We start from the raw sequence: 15,134 nt of genomic DNA on the forward strand, positions 1-15,134 counted from the left end.
CGGTAGACTTGCCCGGTCTTCCGAGGAGCCCCCACATGTCTGACACCGCGCCCGACGCCGCCCCCGCCCCCGAGCCGACCGAGGAGGACGTCTTCGAGCAGAAGGCGGTCCGCCTGGCCAAGCGCGAGCGCCTCATCGGCGAGCGGGCGGATGCCGCCGGCGGCGCGTACCCGGTGACCGTCCCCGTCACCGACACCATTCCCGCACTGCGGGCGCGGTTCGGCGACCTCGAGGCCGGCGCCGAGACGGGGCAGACCGCGTCGGTCGCGGGCCGCGTCGTGTTCAGCCGGAACACCGGCAAGCTCTGCTTCGCCACGCTCCAGTCGGGCGACGGCAGCCGCATCCAGGCGATGGTCTCGCTGGCGCAGGTGGGGGACGAGTCGCTTCAGGCGTGGAAGGAGCTCGTCGACCTCGGCGACCACGTCTCGGTCACCGGCGAGGTCATCTCCAGCCGCCGCGGCGAGCTGTCGATCATGGTCACGGCGTGGCAGATCGCGGCCAAGGCGATTCTCCCGCTGCCGAACATGTACAGCGAACTGAGCGAGGAGAGCCGTGTGCGCTCGCGCTTCCTCGACCTGATCGTCCGCGATCGGGCGCGCGAGACGGTCGTCGCCCGCTCGACGGTGAACGCCAGTCTCCGCTCGACCTTCGCCGCACACGCCTTCGTCGAGGTCGAGACGCCGATGCTGCAGGTCCAGCACGGCGGAGCCTCCGCCCGGCCGTTCATCACGCACTCGAACGCCTTCGACACCGATCTGTACCTGCGGATCGCGCCGGAGCTCTTCCTCAAGCGCGCCGTCGTGGGCGGTATCGACCGCGTCTACGAGATCAACCGCAACTTCCGCAACGAGGGCGCCGACTCCACCCACAGCCCCGAGTTCGCCATGCTCGAGGCGTACCAGTCCTACACCGACTACCAGGGGATCGCCGACCTGACGCAGGAGCTCATCCAGAACGCCGCGATCGCCGTGGCCGGCTCCACCACCGTCACCTGGGCGGACGGCACCGAGTACGACCTCGGCGGCCAGTGGGATCGCCTGTCGATGTACGACTCGCTGTCCGACGCCGCGGGCCGGGCGATCTCGCCCGAGACCCCGTACGACGACCTCGTCGCCCTCGCCGAGCAGAACGGCGTGGAACTCCCGCCGCATCCGATCCACGGCAAGCTCGTCGAGGAGCTGTGGGAGCACTTCGTCAAGCCCACGCTCACGCGACCGACCTTCGTCATGGACTTCCCGCTCGACACCAGCCCGCTCGTACGCGAACACCGCTCGATCCCCGGCGTCGTCGAGAAATGGGACCTGTACGTGCGCGGCTTCGAGCTGGCCACCGGCTACTCCGAGCTCGTCGACCCCGTCATCCAGCGTGAGCGCTTCGTCGAGCAGGCGAAGCTCGCCGCGCGGGGCGACCTGGAGGCCATGCGCATCGACGAGGAGTTCCTCCGCGCCCTCGAGCACGGCATGCCCCCGACGGGCGGCATGGGCATGGGGATCGACCGGCTGCTCATGGCGATCACGGGCCTCGGCATCCGCGAGACGATCCTGTTCCCGCTGGTGAAGTAGCACCCGAGGCTCCGGCTTCGGGTCAGCGTCGCTCGGCCGCGCGGAACGCCCAGTCGGGCAGGTGCCCCGCGGCGACGAACGAGAGCACGATCTCGGCGAGGCCGTGCTCGGGATCGAGATCCAGCGCCTGGCGCGCGAGCACCTCGGCGTGCGTCGAGCGCCCGAGCGCCCACGCGAGCCACGCGCACACCGCCAGGGCTCCGGGCGCGGCGTCCGGTGGCGCGCACGCGGCGAGCCGGCGGACCACCTCCAGCGCGCGGACGAGCCGCCGTGGCTGCGGCTGCGCGCCCTCGCCCCACAGGTGCATCGCGAGGTGCGGCGGGTACTCCTCTCCTGCTTCCCACCGGCGCTGCGCCTCGAGCGCATCGTCGCCGCCGTCGATGTCGCTGCACCACTGCACGAGGGCGACGTCGCGGAGGGAGGGCCGCGCAAGGCACCAGAGCAGGGTCGCCGCGGGTACGGCGTCGAGCGCGGTGGGATCCCAGTCCAGCGCGTCCTCGTACAGCGTCGGGACGTCGTCGAGCGCGCACGCCGCCATAAGCGAGGCGGGGTCGACCCGAGCCCAGGCGAGGTCGTCGACGTCGCGACCGGTGTCGGCGTCGCCGCCTGCGCTCCCGTTCGCGTGCGCCGTGTCGACCGCACCCGTGCCGCACAGGATGCGGAGCGCGCGGTGGAGGCCGGTGAGCGCGTGCGCGATCCGCTCCCTCTCCGCCGCCGTGACCGCGGGGAGCTCCGCTCCGCTGACGCCGTCGGCGCGGGGGGCGAGGGCGCCCGAGGGCGTCGCCGCGTCGACGTCGATCCGTTCGAGCGGGAATCCCTCGGGCGGGAGGGGCTCGAGGGTCGTCGACCCCCAGCCGTCCGCGGCGACCACGAGCGCGTCGGGCATCGCGAGACCGCACGCATCGGCGCGGCGGGCGACGGCGTCGAGCAGCGCACGGTGCGGCATCCCCCCGGCATCCGCGAATCGCTCCTCGGTGTAGACGATCGGGACGAGGCCGTCGGCGCCGGACACGCGGCACACCATTCCGACCACCGTCGCCGACACGCGATCGACGGCGTCGTGCTCGCCGCCGGGCAGGTCCACGCGCATCACGCCGAGACTCCGGCCGCCGGAGAAGGGCACGACGACGAGGCTTCGCGACGGGGCGAAACCCATGAGGTGGGGGACGAGGGAGAGGAACCCGGCGGGGTCGCCGACGGTCACGGTGGTTGTCATGCCTCGAGGATGCGCGCGGCGGGGGAGCCGGATCGGTCTGTCCACAGCATCCGGCGTCCTGAGGGCCGATCGCATCGATTCCGGGCGCCTGGGGAGGAGCGGGCGCGTATCCTGGACGGGTGGAGAACTTCTGGCTCGCGGTGACCTGGTCGCTTCTGCCGACCATCGTCGTCGCAGGGGTGTTCTTCTTCGTGCTGCGCAGCGTCATCCGCGCCGACCGCAACGAGCGCAAGAGCTACGCCCGCATCGAGGCGCAGGAACGCGCCAAGCGCGGGCTGCCCCCGCGCGAGGCGGCGGCGCCGGCATCCGCGTCCGAGAGCTGAGGCCCCCGCCCACTACGCTGGGCACACGCGCAACGCGCGGAAGGGGGAACGGGTGATCAACGTCACGATCGACGCGACCTGGTGGGTCGTCGTCGTCTTCGTCGTCGACATCATCATCCGCGTCACCGCGATCATCATCGTCCCCCGCAACAGGCGGCCGACGGCGGCCATGGCGTGGCTGCTCGCGATCTACTTCATCCCCCTCGTCGGGGTGTTCCTCTTCCTCCTCATCGGCAACCCGCGCCTTCCGCGCAAGCGTCGGCGCAAGCAGCGCGACATCAACGAGTACATCCACGACACGAGCGCCTCGCTCGACTTCGGCACGCTCCGGCCGCACGCCCCGGCCTGGTTCACGTCGCTGGTGACGCTGAACCGCAACCTCGGCGCCATGCCCCTGGCGGGCGACAACGGTGCGACGCTGATCGCGGACTACCAGGAGAGCCTCGATGCGATGGCGGACGCGATCCGCGAGGCCACGCGGTACGTGCACGTGGAGTTCTACATCCTGCAGTCCGACGCGGCGACCGACAACTTCTTCCGCGCCCTGGAGGAGGTCGCCGCGCGCGGCGTCGTGGTGCGGGTGCTGCTGGATCACTGGGCCAACCGCGGGAAGCCGTTCTACAAGCAGACGCTACGGCGCCTCGACGCCATGGGCGCGCACTGGAAGCTCATGCTCCCGGTCCAGCCCCTCAAGGGCAAGTATCAGCGCCCCGATCTCCGCAACCACCGCAAGCTCCTCGTCGTCGACGGTCGCGTCGCCTTCACCGGGTCGCAGAACGTCACCGACTCCACGTACAACCTGCCGAAGAACATCAAGCGCGGGCTGCACTGGGTCGACCTCATGGCGCGCATCGAGGGACCGGTCGTCGCCTCGATCAACGCGGTGTTCCTCTCCGACTGGTACAGCGAGACCGACGAGATCCTCACCGACGAGATCGATCTCTTCTCCGTCGAGGCGGGGCCGGGCGATCTCGACTGCCAGATCATCCCCTCCGGGCCCGGGTTCGAATTCCAGAACAACCTCAAGCTCTTCGCCGGCCTCCTCTACGCCGCTCAGAGCAAGATCATCATCGTCAGCCCGTACTTCGTCCCCGATGAGGCGCTGCTCCTCGCGGTCACCACGGCGTGCCAGCGCGGCATCCATGTCGAGCTCTTCGTCTCGGAGGAAGGCGATCAGGCCCTCGTCTATCACGCGCAGCGCAGCTACTACGAGGCGCTGCTGCGAGCGGGCGTGAAGATCTGGATGTACCAGAAGCCGTACATCCTGCACTCCAAGTCGATGACGATCGACGACGAGGTCGCCATCATCGGCTCATCCAACATGGACATGCGCTCGTTCGGTCTGAACATGGAGATCTCCATGCTCGTGCGCGGCGAGGAGTTCATCGACGAGATGCGCAAGGTCGAGGCGACCTATCGCTCGCTGTCGCGCGAACTCACCCTCGAGGAGTGGATGCGGCAGCCGCTCCGCTCGACGGTGCTCGACAACCTCGCGCGACTTACTTCCGCGCTGCAGTGAGACGATCCGGCTGCGCGCGACACCTTCTACAGGAGGATGCCGCGGCCGCGGCATCCGGAGCGATCGAGAGGCGAACGAGATGACGCGACGGCGGATGGTCCTTTCCGGGTTCGGTCTGGCGGCGGTGGTGGCCGTGGCGCTGACGGGATGCGCGACACCCGCGGGGTCCGGCGGCGGCGGCGGAACGACCGAGCCCGCGCCCGCGCCGGATGCGTCGGCACCGGCGGCGGTCGAGGTCGACGCCGCCTGGCTCGATGACGGCCGCTCGATCGGCATCGTCACCCAGGGGTCGTCGACGTGCGTCCCGATGGCCGAGGACGCGACGTACGCCGACGGCGTGCTGACGGTGACCCTCGTCGAGCCGGAGGACGCCGCCTGCACGCGCGACCTCGTGCCGCGCGTGAGTCTCGTGGGGGTGCCCGAGGGCGTGGATCCCGCCGAGGACCTCGACATCGTCGTCGACGGCGAAGGGTTCCGCGGCGAGACCGAGCTCGACGGGGTGTCGGGGCTCGCCGGCCCCGGGGGCGAGACGCAGTACGCGCCGAGCGCGGGCTGGACCAACACCGACGGACAGTTCGTCGTCCTGACCTGGGGTTCGTCGAGCTGCGCGCCGGTGTTCCAGGAAGTCGTGGCGACGGGCCCCGCGGAGGTCACCGCGACCGTCGAGGAGCCGCCCGCCGACCAGGTCTGCACGATGGACATGGCCCCGCGCGCCGCCGTGCTCGTCGTCGATGGGCTCGAGGAGGACGACGCCGTCGAGCTCATCCTCACCGGCTCGCCGGAGTTCGCCGACGTCCGCACCCCCATCCTGGGCTCGAACTAGCTCGCGCGCCCTGCGCCCCGCGGGTTCAGTGGCGCCTTCGTGCGGGTGTGGGGCTTCGGCACCCGCACGAAGGCGCCACCGAATGGCGCGACGGCCTCCTCCCCAGGTGCGGCTGCGGCGGCGAACACACGAGGAGGCTGTGGACAGCCGCGGGAAGCGCGCGGGGTGACGCAGGCTGGCGCGGTGCGCCGCCCCTCGCTCCCCGCCCACCTCGGCTCCGCCTTCTCGCTCGCGGACGCGAGAGACGCTGGTGTGTCGGCGTCTCGACTGCGCGCGCAGGACGTCGAGATCCCGTTCCGCGGCGTTCGTGCACGGCGCGAGCGGGTCGAGACGCTCGGTGCCGAGGGGCTCATCCGTGAACGCGCCCACCGCTACGCCCAGCGCATGACCGAGCACGAGTTCTTCACGCACGCTACGGCTGCGGTGCTCTGGGATCTGCCGGTGCCGATCTCGCTTCTCGGTGCAGAACGCCTGGACGTCGGCGTGCACTGGCCCCGTCGGGCACCGGCCAGCCGAGCGATCCGCGGCTACAGTCTGCGGCCCGAGCTGGTCCGCCTCCAGGCGCATCCGCGCCGAGGATTCTCCCTGGCGTCCCCGGCATCCGTCTGGGCCCAGTCGCCGGCGTTCCTCACGCGAGTCGAGGATGTCGTGGCGCTGGGCGATGCGGCGACGCGTGTGCCGCTGCACCCGGACGATCCGCCGGCGCTCGCGACCGTCTCGCAGCTGCAAGCGGCGCTCGACGCGGGCCGCCGCACCGGCATCGCGCTCCTCCGCCGCGCGCTTCCCCTGATCGATCCGAGGGCTCGATCGCGGCCGGAGACGTGGCTCCGCCTCCTTCTCCGAACCGCGGGCATGCCCGCTCCGGGTGTCAACCTCGACGTCGTCGTGAACGGTCGGTGGCTGGCGCAGGTCGACCTCGCCTATCCCGCGCACCGGCTTGCGCTCGAGTACGAGGGAGAGCATCACCTGACGGATGCCGCGCAGTGGGCCCGCGATATCGCGCGGGTCGAGCGACTCACCGAAGCGGGGTGGCGCGTCATCCGTGTGACGAAGCGCGACGTCTTCTCGACGCCGGGGGTGCTGGTGGCGCGCGTGCGTCGCGCCCTGGCCGAGCGCGAATAGGGGTTTCGGTGGCGCCTTCGTGTGGGTGTCGCGCGCGAGCACCCACACGAAGGCGCCACCGAACGGCATCCGGCGGCGGTCAGCCGCGGGTGAGGAGGTCGCCGACCTCGCAGTCGAGGGCGCGGCAGATGGCGGCGAGGGTGGAGAACCGCACCGCGCGCGCCCGATCGTTCTTCAGCACCGACAGGTTCACCACCGACACCCCGACGATCTCGGACAGCCGGGTGAGGGTCATGCCGCGCTCGGCGAGCAGCTCGTCGAGCCGGCAGTGGATGCCGCTAGGGCCCTCGTCCTCGGCGGGGGTCACACCAGGCCCTCGGTCTCTCGCTGCAGTCTCGCTCCGACGGAGAAGACGGTCGTCGCCAGGGCCGCGATGAAGGCCGCCACGATGAACGTGAGCGGCTGGATGGAGAGCACGACGTTTTCGAACGTGCCGCCGGACAACGCTGCGAAGGCGCCGTTCGCGGCCATGTTGCCGAAGAACGGGTACAGGACGATTCCGAAGAACGCGGCGGTCGACGCCGTCCCGACGTAGACCGTGTGCCGCGTGCTGAACACGATCCCCCGCAGGATGCCGAGAGCCAGCAGCCCCAGCATCACCGCGACGATGAGCACCGCCGCCACGAGGATGAGCTGCTGGATCACCAGAGAGATCACGGAAGCCAGCGGCAGGTCGGAGACGCTCAGGATCGCCGTGTCGAGCGCGACCGTGACCGGAGCGCCGTCGACGCCGATGGGGGCCTCGGCGGGGGCGCCGGCGAACTCTGCGAGGACCTCGATGGGACCGCCCCCCAGGCTCTCGATCAGCCGGACGACCGCGCCGACCACCGTGATCGCGGCCAGCACGAGACCCACGCCGAGGAGCACCACGACGCCGATGCGATCGGCCCGGGAGAGCGTTCCGGGTGTTGCGGACGAGGACATCCTGTACCTCCATATCGATGAACATTATTAACGACAATCGTTAACTTATCGATTCTCGATACGAAGTCAAGCTCCGGATGCCGCATCCGCCCGCGTCGGTATGCCCACGGCGAACACGGGCATGCGGCATCCGCCTGCTCGTTACCCTCGATACAAGCGCCCGGAAGTGCGCCCTGTGGCTCTGAGCCCGAAGGAGTGAAGCCGATGTTCGAGAGATTCACGGACCGTGCCCGTCGTGTGGTCGTCCTCGCCCAAGAAGAGGCGAAGATGCTCAACCACAACTACATCGGGACCGAGCACATCCTGCTGGGCCTGATCCACGAAGGAGAGGGCGTCGCCGCCAAGGCGCTGGAGTCCCTCGGCATCTCGCTCGACGCCGTGCGCGAGCAGGTGCAGGACATCATCGGTCAGGGCCAGCAGCAGCCCACCGGCCACATCCCCTTCACCCCGCGCGCCAAGAAGGTGCTCGAGCTCAGCCTCCGCGAGGCGCTCCAGCTCGGCCACAACTACATCGGCACCGAGCACATCCTGCTCGGTCTGATCCGCGAGGGCGAGGGCGTGGCCGCCCAGGTTCTGGTCAAGCTCGGCGCCGATCTCAACAAGGTGCGTCAGCAGGTCATCCAGCTCCTCTCCGGCTACCAGGGCAAGGAGCCCGCGGGTGTCGCCGCCGGTGCCGGCGAGCAGACCGCATCCGGACCGCAGGGCGGCTCGGCCGTCCTCGACCAGTTCGGCCGCAACCTGACCCAGGCCGCGCGCGACAACAAGCTCGACCCCGTCATCGGGCGCGAGAAGGAGATCGAGCGGGTCATGCAGATCCTCTCGCGTCGCTCGAAGAACAACCCCGTCCTCATCGGCGAGCCCGGTGTCGGGAAGACCGCCGTCGTCGAGGGCCTCGCCCAGGCGATCGTGAAGGGGGACGTTCCCGAGACGCTGAAGGACAAGCAGCTCTACTCCCTCGACCTCGGCTCGCTCATCGCCGGGTCCCGCTACCGCGGTGACTTCGAGGAGCGTCTGAAGAAGGTCACGAAGGAGATCCGCACGCGCGGCGACATCATCGTCTTCATCGACGAGATCCACACCCTCGTGGGTGCGGGTGCGGCCGAGGGCGCGATCGACGCCGCATCGATCCTGAAGCCCCTCCTCGCCCGAGGCGAGCTCCAGACGATCGGTGCCACCACCCTCGACGAGTACCGCAAGCACTTCGAGAAGGATGCCGCGCTGGAGCGTCGTTTCCAGCCAATCCAGGTGGGCGAGCCCAGCCTCCCCCACGCGATCAACATCCTGAAGGGTCTGCGCGACCGCTACGAGGCGCACCACAAGGTCCAGATCACCGACGGCGCGATCGTCGCGGCGGCCAACCTCGCCGACCGCTACATCTCCGACCGGTTCCTCCCGGACAAGGCCATCGACCTGATCGACGAGGCGGGCGCGCGCTTGCGTCTCAGCATCCTGTCGAGCCCGCCGGAGCTGCGCGAGTTCGACGAGAAGATCGCAAAGGTCCGCGAGCAGAAGGAAGTCGCCTCCGAGGAGCAGGACTTCGAGAAGGCCGCCTCCCTCCGCGACGAGGAGAAGTCGCTCCTCGCGGAGCGCCTGCGCCTCGAGAAGCAGTGGCGCAGCGGTGACGTCGCCACCAACGCCGTGGTCGACGAGGGCCTGATCGCGGAGGTGCTCGCCCAGGCCACCGGCATCCCGGTGTTCAAGCTCACCGAGGAGGAGTCCAGCCGCCTCGTCTTCATGGAGAAGGCGCTGCACCAGCGCGTCGTCGGCCAGGAAGAGGCGATCGCGGCGCTGTCCAAGACGATCCGTCGTCAGCGTGCGGGCCTCAAGGACCCGAAGCGACCCTCGGGCTCGTTCATCTTCGCCGGTCCCACGGGTGTCGGAAAGACCGAGCTCGCCAAGGCGCTCGCCGAGTTCCTCTTCGACGATGAGGGTGCGCTGATCTCCCTCGACATGTCGGAGTTCGGCGAGAAGCACACCGTCTCGCGTCTGTTCGGCGCCCCTCCCGGGTTCGTCGGATTCGAAGAGGGCGGTCAGCTGACGGAGAAGGTGCGCCGCAAGCCGTTCTCGGTCGTCCTGTTCGATGAGATCGAGAAGGCCCACCCGGACATCTTCAACTCGCTGCTGCAGATCCTCGAGGAGGGGCGCCTGACCGACGGTCAGGGTCGCGTCATCGACTTCAAGAACACCGTGATCATCATGACGACGAACCTCGGTTCGTCGGCGATCGCCGGGGGCCCCGTGGGCTTCCAGGTGGAGGGCGACCAGGGCACGACCTACGAGCGGATGAAGGGCAAGGTCAACGAGGAGCTCAAGCGCAACTTCAAGCCTGAGTTCCTGAACCGCGTCGACGACATCATCGTCTTCCCGCAGCTGAGCAAGCCCGAGCTGCGTCAGATCGTGGGGCTGTTCACCAAGCGGCTCGGCGAGCGTCTGCTCGACCGCGACATGACGGTCGAGATCAGTGACTCCGCGAAGGACAAGCTCATCGAGATCGGCTTCGACCCGGCCCTCGGTGCGCGGCCGCTGCGTCGTGCGATGCAGCGCGAGATCGAGGACCGTCTGAGCGAGAAGATCCTGCACGGCGAGCTCGAGCCCGGCGACCACGTGAAGGTCGACGTCGAGAACGGCGAATTCGCGTTCGAGCACGGCCCGCGCGGGGATCGCGTCGCGATCGGCGTCGGCACGAACCCCGACATCGCGGTGACGCCGGATCTCGCCATCACGAGCGACTGACACGCTGTCACAGGAAGGGACGGATGCTGCGGCATCCGTCCCTTCCTCGTTCCGCGTGAGCGGACCGTAGGCTGGTGGGATGAGCGACTTCACGGTCCGGCCGGCGACGACGCGCGATGTCCGCGGCATCCAGCGCATGCTCGAGCCGTTCGTGCAGCGGCGGATCCTCCTCGGCAAGGATCTCGTGGTGCTCTACGAGGCGGTGCAGCAGTTCGTCGTCGCCGAGGACGAGCACGGCACGCTCATCGGATGCGGTGCCCTGCACGTCATGTGGGAGGACCTGGGCGAGATCCGCACGCTCATCGTCGTCGACGAGTGGCTGCACCGCGGCGTCGGACGGGTCATCGTAGAGAAGCTGGAGGATGCGGCGCGCACCCTCGGCATCACCCGCCTGTTCTGCCTGACGTTCGAGGTGGAGTTCTTCCAGCGCCGAGGCTTCGCCCCGATAGGCGAGCAGGTGGTCGATCCCGACGTGTACTCGCAGCTCATCCGCTCCCCCGACGAGGGTGTGGCGGAGTTCCTCGACCTCGCGCACGTGAAGCCGAACACCCTCGGCAACACGCGGATGCTGAAGCGCCTCTGACCTCTGGGGGCGCGCCGGCCCGAGTGAGCCCCGCCGCGCGCCGCGCCGGGACCGCGGAGGCCCCCGACGTACGCTGGAGGACATGAGCGGTTCGCAGCCCCGGAAGCGGCCTTCCCCCGCGGTCTACCGCCGCCGACGCCTCGTCGTCCTCCTCGGGCTCATCGCGGTGGCGGCCGTCGTGTGGCTGCTCATCGCGCAGCCGTGGCAGGGATCGGCATCCGAGGGCACGGCGCCCGCGACGAGCGAGTCCGTCGACGGCGCCGACGCGCTCCCAGCCCCCGAGTCGAACGCGCAGGATTCCACCGCCGCCCCGGACGATGCCGAGGCCACGCCGACGCCCTCCGGAACGCCGGTCGCCCCCGCGTGCGCGGCCCGCAACGTCACCGTCGAGGCCGTCACCGATCGCGATGCCTACGGCTCGGGCGAGCAGCCGCAGCTGTCGATCCGGCTGACCAACACCGGGGACGACTGCATCCTGAACGTCGGGACCAGCGCTCAGGTCTTCACCGTCTCCAGCGGCGAGGACGTGTGGTGGCGGTCGACCGACTGCCAGGCCGAGCCCAGCAACATGGTGGTCCTCCTCACCGCCGGCCAGACGGTCACCTCCGCCGAGCCCGTCACGTGGGACCGGACCCGGTCTGCGCAGGACACCTGCGACACCGATCGTGCGCAGGCGCCCGCGGGAGGCGCGTCGTACCACCTCGACGTCGAGATCGGCGGCATCCCGTCGACCGACTCGGCGCAGTTCCTGCTCTACTGACGCCCGGCATCCGGGGGCGCGACAGCCCGGCCGTCTACGCTGGTGGGATGGCCAAGTCGAAGAAGAAGCCGAAGGACGTCTCGGCCGAGTTCCGGAACACGCAGCTGAGCGACGCCCTGCAGACGCAGGACATGGCCGCCGTGGCCTTCGCCCTCCGCCACGGTCCGACCGTCGTGCCGCTCATGCGTCCGGGATCCCGCGACGACCCCCGCGACTCCGGCGAGGTGTGGACCTACCGCGACCCCGCGACGGGGGACGTCGCACTTCTGCTCTTCAGCGACGCGGCCCACAAGCCGGCCACCCTCCCTCCCCACGTGGGCCTGCACTCGCCGCTCTGGCTGCGCGACTTCCTTGCGACCCACGGCGAGGTCATCACCACGGTGTTCTTCGACATCGCCGGCCCGCACCCGCTTCAGGCCGCGCCCGCCGACCTCCTGGCCGCCCTCGACGCCTGACGTGGGGCCGCGGCGGACGTCATGTTCGCGTGCCGGACTCGACAATCGCCGCGCGGTTGCCTACTCTCGCGGGGTGGAGTTCGTCATGGTCGCTCTTGTCTGTGCCGCCGGCCTCGCCGTGCCGATCGCTCTCGGTACGCTGCCGAGCCAGCGCCGTCGTCGCTACCGCGCCCGGCGCTGACCCACCCGATGCCGATCCGCCGTGGTGTCGCGGCGCTCGCCGTGATCGGTGGCGCAGTCCTCTTCGCCGGGTGTTCCGGCGCGGGCATTCCCTCGGACGGACCGCTCGGCATCCATCCCCGCCCGGACGCCGGCATGGACGCGCTCATCACGGGCGTTCTCCGGACGGATGCCGGTTGCGTGCGCATCGAGTCGCCGACCGGCGCGGGGGAGGACGTCGCGCTGACGTTCCCGTCCGGTGATGCCGAGATGGAGGGCGACGCCCTCGTCTGGCGCGGCGACACGTACGTCGACGGCGAGGAGGTGTTCTTCGGCGGCGGGTTCTCCTCCGTCGACGGATACCTGCCCGACGGATGCCGGGGCCTCGAGCTCTTCGTCGTCTCGCCGTTCTGAGCCCGCGCCCGACGGCCGCACCGCGCCGAAGGACCCCCTCCTGCCGCGCCCGGCCTCAGAAGCCCGGCGCGGCCTCTCCGGGACGGGCGCGCACCCGCCGTCGTACGTCGCCCAGGGCGGCCCGCAGGGTTCCGGAGCGGTTGTCGATGACGTCGGTGTAGCCGAGGCGGGCGGCCTCGCCGCGACGCTGCGGTGCCTGCGACACGGGGCGCACCTCGCCGGCGAGGCTGAGCTCGCCGACCGCGGCGAGGGTGCGCGGGGTGGCGTGGTTCAGCACCGCCCCCGCAACGGCGATCGCGATGGCGAGGTCGGCGGCGGGTTCGGTGAAGCGAATGCCCCCCACGGTGGAGACGTAGACGTCCTGGTTCGACGTGACGATGTCGGCCTTCTTCTCGAGGACCGCCAGCACCATGGCCACGCGCGCCGCATCGACGCCGTTGACGATGCGGCGCGGGTTCGGTGCGCCCGTGCTGATGGTGAGGGCCTGGACCTCCACCGGCATCGCACGCCGCCCCTCCAGGGCGATCGCGACGCACGTGCCGGGTTCGGGCTGCCCGTGGCCCAGGAACAGGGCGCTCGGGTCGGGGACCTCGGCGATGCCGTCGCCGGTCATGTCGAAGCATCCGACCTCGTCCGTGGGTCCGAAGCGGTTCTTCAGCGCCCGGACGAAACGCAGCGAGGTCTGCCGGTCGCCCTCGAAGTGGCAGACGACGTCGACGAGGTGCTCGAGGACGCGCGGTCCGGCGATCGTGCCGTCCTTCGTCACGTGGCCGACGATGATGACGGGGAGTCCGCGGTCTTTCGCGATCCGGATGAGGGTCGAGGCGACCTCGCGCACCTGCGCCGGCTGGCCGGCCATGCCGTCGGAGAGCCCCGACGCGACCGTCTGCACGCTGTCGACGATGAGCAGCTGCGGCTGAACCTCGTCGATGTGCCCGAGGATCGTGGCGAGATCCGTCTCGCTCGCGAGGTACAGCTCGTCGTGCAGCGCGCCGGTGCGCTCTGCGCGCAGGCGCACCTGCGCCGTCGACTCCTCGGCGCTGGCGTAGAGCACGCGTCGGCCGGATCGGGCGGACTGCGCCGCGACCTCGAGCAGAAGAGTGGACTTGCCGACGCCCGGCTCGCCGGAGAGGAGGATCGCCGCCCCCGGGACGATGCCGCCGCCGAGGACACGGTCGAACTCGCCGACCCCGCTCGTGCGGCGCGGGGTGTCGGAGGTCTCGACCCGCGTGATCGGCTGGGCGGCGCGTGCCGCGCCCGGCGCGACCGGGGTGACGGCGCGGAGGATGCCGGTCTGCTCGGCGGCCTCGACGACCGTTCCCCACTGCTGGCACTCCCCGCAGCGCCCCGCCCACTTCGCCGTCGTCCACCCGCACTCGGTGCACCGGTAGGGAGCGGTCGGGGTGCGCTTGGTCGCCATCCCCTCAGCGTAGGCCGCGCCCCCGACACCGGGCGGATGCCGGGGTCAGCGCAGCGAGTCGGCGACGCCCTTCAGCGCCTCGGCGCTCCGGTGCAGCAGCTCGAGCTCGTTCGGTGCGAAGGCGGTCTCGACGACCGGGCGTGCGCCGGCGGCGCTGACGATGCTCGGGACGGACAGGGCGACGCCGTCGATGCCGTGGAAGCCCTGCAGCACCGGGGACACCGGCATGACGGCGTGCTCGTCCTTCAGGATCGCCTCGATGATCCGCGCGCTGGACAGGCCGATGGCGTAGTTGGTCGCGCCCTTGCCCTGGATCACCTTGTACGCGGCGTCGCGGACATCGACGGCGATGCCGTCGAGTTCCTCCACCGTCATGCGATCGCCGCGCGGGGTCACCCAGTCGAGGATCGGGACGGTGCCGATCGTGGCCTTGGACCACAGCGGGAACTCGGTGTCGCCGTGCTCGCCGACGATGTACGCGTGGACGCTGGAGGTCGACACCCCTGCGCGCTGGGCGAGCTTCCACCGGAGGCGCGAGGTGTCGAGCACCGTGCCGGAGGCGAAGATGCGCTCCGGCGGGAGTCCCGTCGCCTCCTGCGCGAGCACGGTCAGCACGTCGCAGGGGTTCGTGACGATGACGTAGATGGCGTTGGGTGCGACCTCCAGCAGCTGCGGCATCATCGAGCCGAGGATGCCGGCGTTCGTGCCCGCGAGCTCGATGCGCGTCTGGCCGGGGTGCTGCTTGGCGCCGGCGGTGATGACCACGACGTGCGAGCCCTCGACGACGGAGATGTCGCTGCCGCCGGTGATGTCGCTCGTGCCCGTGAACTGGGTCCCGTGGGCGAGGTCGAGGACCTCGGCCTCCACCTTCTCGGTGGCGATGTCGTACAGCGCGACGTGGCGGGCGGATCCCCGGATGAGCGCCGCGTAGGCGGTGCTGGAGCCGACGCTGCCGGCTCCGACGACGGTGACCTTCGAGTTCTCGATGACAGTCATGACACCAGTCTGGCAGGGCTGACGAGCGCGCGCGGCGGGACGAACGTCCCTCCCACCCCCGCGTCGGCCCCGGCGTCGGCCCCGCGCCCTACGATGGGTCCACTCCCGCCCGACGGAGGCGTCGG

General features: G+C 70.4%; 15 protein-coding genes. 10 read left to right on the forward strand and 5 right to left on the reverse strand.

Features of this window, described 5'->3' with window-relative positions:
• Positions 1–35: 35 nt before the first annotated feature.
• Positions 36–1,562: a lysine--tRNA ligase gene (lysS, locus tag ABXJ56_RS07840; protein ID WP_353999125.1), complete on the forward strand. Its 1,527-nt coding sequence runs from the start codon at positions 36–38 to the stop codon at positions 1,560–1,562.
• A gap of 22 nt (positions 1,563–1,584) precedes the next feature.
• Here lysS and ABXJ56_RS07845 read toward each other — a convergent pair whose 3' ends face one another.
• A complete protein-coding gene (locus ABXJ56_RS07845; RefSeq protein ID WP_353999126.1) occupies positions 1,585–2,778 on the reverse strand; it encodes a DUF4192 family protein in 1,194 nt (397 codons plus the stop codon).
• A gap of 119 nt (positions 2,779–2,897) precedes the next feature.
• Between ABXJ56_RS07845 and ABXJ56_RS07850 the strand changes: the two genes are divergently transcribed.
• The 4 genes from ABXJ56_RS07850 (at position 2,898) to ABXJ56_RS07865 (ending at position 6,565) form a co-directional block, all read left to right on the forward strand.
• Entirely contained in the window at positions 2,898–3,101 is a 204-nt protein-coding gene (locus ABXJ56_RS07850; RefSeq protein WP_353999127.1) for a hypothetical protein, read from the forward strand.
• Positions 3,102–3,153: 52 nt separating this feature from the next.
• A complete protein-coding gene (gene cls / locus ABXJ56_RS07855; protein WP_353999128.1) occupies positions 3,154–4,620 on the forward strand; it encodes a cardiolipin synthase in 1,467 nt (488 codons plus the stop codon).
• 79 nt (positions 4,621–4,699) lie between these two features.
• Positions 4,700–5,443, forward strand: coding sequence for a hypothetical protein (locus ABXJ56_RS07860; protein ID WP_353999129.1), 744 nt, complete (start codon positions 4,700–4,702; stop codon positions 5,441–5,443).
• 165 nt (positions 5,444–5,608) lie between these two features.
• On the forward strand, positions 5,609–6,565 hold the full coding sequence (locus ABXJ56_RS07865; RefSeq protein WP_353999130.1) for an endonuclease domain-containing protein: 957 nt from the start codon (positions 5,609–5,611) through the stop codon (positions 6,563–6,565).
• Positions 6,566–6,644: 79 nt separating this feature from the next.
• Here the strand turns inward: ABXJ56_RS07865 and ABXJ56_RS07870 are convergent, their stop codons facing one another.
• Together ABXJ56_RS07870 and ABXJ56_RS07875 are read right to left on the reverse strand one after the other, a co-directional pair.
• Complete coding sequence (locus tag ABXJ56_RS07870; RefSeq protein ID WP_353999131.1) at positions 6,645–6,872, reverse strand: helix-turn-helix domain-containing protein; 228 nt, start codon at positions 6,870–6,872, stop codon at positions 6,645–6,647.
• Positions 6,869–7,489, reverse strand: coding sequence for a hypothetical protein (locus ABXJ56_RS07875; protein WP_353999132.1), 621 nt, complete (start codon positions 7,487–7,489; stop codon positions 6,869–6,871). Before ABXJ56_RS07875 ends, ABXJ56_RS07870 begins: the two co-directional genes overlap by 4 nt.
• 204 nt (positions 7,490–7,693) lie before the next feature.
• Between ABXJ56_RS07875 and ABXJ56_RS07880 the strand changes: the two genes are divergently transcribed.
• From ABXJ56_RS07880 to ABXJ56_RS07900, 5 genes are all read left to right on the forward strand, one after another.
• A complete protein-coding gene (locus tag ABXJ56_RS07880; RefSeq protein ID WP_353999133.1) occupies positions 7,694–10,222 on the forward strand; it encodes an ATP-dependent Clp protease ATP-binding subunit in 2,529 nt (842 codons plus the stop codon).
• A 79-nt stretch (positions 10,223–10,301) separates the two neighbouring features.
• Positions 10,302–10,805, forward strand: coding sequence for an amino-acid N-acetyltransferase (locus tag ABXJ56_RS07885; RefSeq protein ID WP_353999134.1), 504 nt, complete (start codon positions 10,302–10,304; stop codon positions 10,803–10,805).
• Positions 10,806–10,887: 82 nt separating this feature from the next.
• Positions 10,888–11,565: a hypothetical protein gene (locus ABXJ56_RS07890; RefSeq protein ID WP_353999135.1), complete on the forward strand. Its 678-nt coding sequence runs from the start codon at positions 10,888–10,890 to the stop codon at positions 11,563–11,565.
• Positions 11,566–11,612: 47 nt separating this feature from the next.
• A complete protein-coding gene (locus tag ABXJ56_RS07895) occupies positions 11,613–12,020 on the forward strand; it encodes a dehydrogenase (RefSeq protein ID WP_353999136.1) in 408 nt (135 codons plus the stop codon).
• A 189-nt stretch (positions 12,021–12,209) separates the two neighbouring features.
• Positions 12,210–12,593, forward strand: coding sequence for a hypothetical protein (locus ABXJ56_RS07900; protein WP_353999137.1), 384 nt, complete (start codon positions 12,210–12,212; stop codon positions 12,591–12,593).
• A gap of 55 nt (positions 12,594–12,648) precedes the next feature.
• On the opposite strand, the gene radA is transcribed toward ABXJ56_RS07900, so the two are convergent.
• On the reverse strand, positions 12,649–14,013 hold the full coding sequence (gene radA / locus ABXJ56_RS07905; protein WP_353999138.1) for a DNA repair protein RadA: 1,365 nt from the start codon (positions 14,011–14,013) through the stop codon (positions 12,649–12,651).
• Positions 14,014–14,058: 45 nt separating this feature from the next.
• Positions 14,059–15,009, reverse strand: a complete 951-nt coding sequence (locus tag ABXJ56_RS07910; protein ID WP_353999139.1) for an L-lactate dehydrogenase — start codon at positions 15,007–15,009, stop codon at positions 14,059–14,061.
• Between the last annotated feature and the right edge of the window lie 125 nt (positions 15,010–15,134).

Source organism: Microbacterium aurantiacum (assembly GCF_040532595.1).
Taxonomy (GTDB): domain Bacteria; phylum Actinomycetota; class Actinomycetes; order Actinomycetales; family Microbacteriaceae; genus Microbacterium; species Microbacterium chocolatum_B.

Bases quoted from the DNA above. Each gene is read 5' to 3' on its own strand.
- ABXJ56_RS07910 (WP_353999139.1), bottom strand. From the start codon at position 15,009: ATGACTGTCATCGAGAACTCGAAGGTCACCGTCGTCGGAGCCGGCAGC.
- ABXJ56_RS07845 (WP_353999126.1), bottom strand. From the start codon at position 2,778: ATGACAACCACCGTGACCGTCGGCGACCCCGCCGGGTTCCTCTCCCTC.
- ABXJ56_RS07880 (WP_353999133.1), top strand. From the start codon at position 7,694: ATGTTCGAGAGATTCACGGACCGTGCCCGTCGTGTGGTCGTCCTCGCC.
- radA (WP_353999138.1), bottom strand. From the start codon at position 14,013: ATGGCGACCAAGCGCACCCCGACCGCTCCCTACCGGTGCACCGAGTGC.
- lysS (WP_353999125.1), top strand. From the start codon at position 36: ATGTCTGACACCGCGCCCGACGCCGCCCCCGCCCCCGAGCCGACCGAG.
- ABXJ56_RS07890 (WP_353999135.1), top strand. From the start codon at position 10,888: ATGAGCGGTTCGCAGCCCCGGAAGCGGCCTTCCCCCGCGGTCTACCGC.
- ABXJ56_RS07875 (WP_353999132.1), bottom strand. From the start codon at position 7,489: ATGTCCTCGTCCGCAACACCCGGAACGCTCTCCCGGGCCGATCGCATC.
- ABXJ56_RS07860 (WP_353999129.1), top strand. From the start codon at position 4,700: ATGACGCGACGGCGGATGGTCCTTTCCGGGTTCGGTCTGGCGGCGGTG.
- ABXJ56_RS07900 (WP_353999137.1), top strand. From the start codon at position 12,210: ATGCCGATCCGCCGTGGTGTCGCGGCGCTCGCCGTGATCGGTGGCGCA.
- ABXJ56_RS07895 (WP_353999136.1), top strand. From the start codon at position 11,613: ATGGCCAAGTCGAAGAAGAAGCCGAAGGACGTCTCGGCCGAGTTCCGG.
- ABXJ56_RS07885 (WP_353999134.1), top strand. From the start codon at position 10,302: ATGAGCGACTTCACGGTCCGGCCGGCGACGACGCGCGATGTCCGCGGC.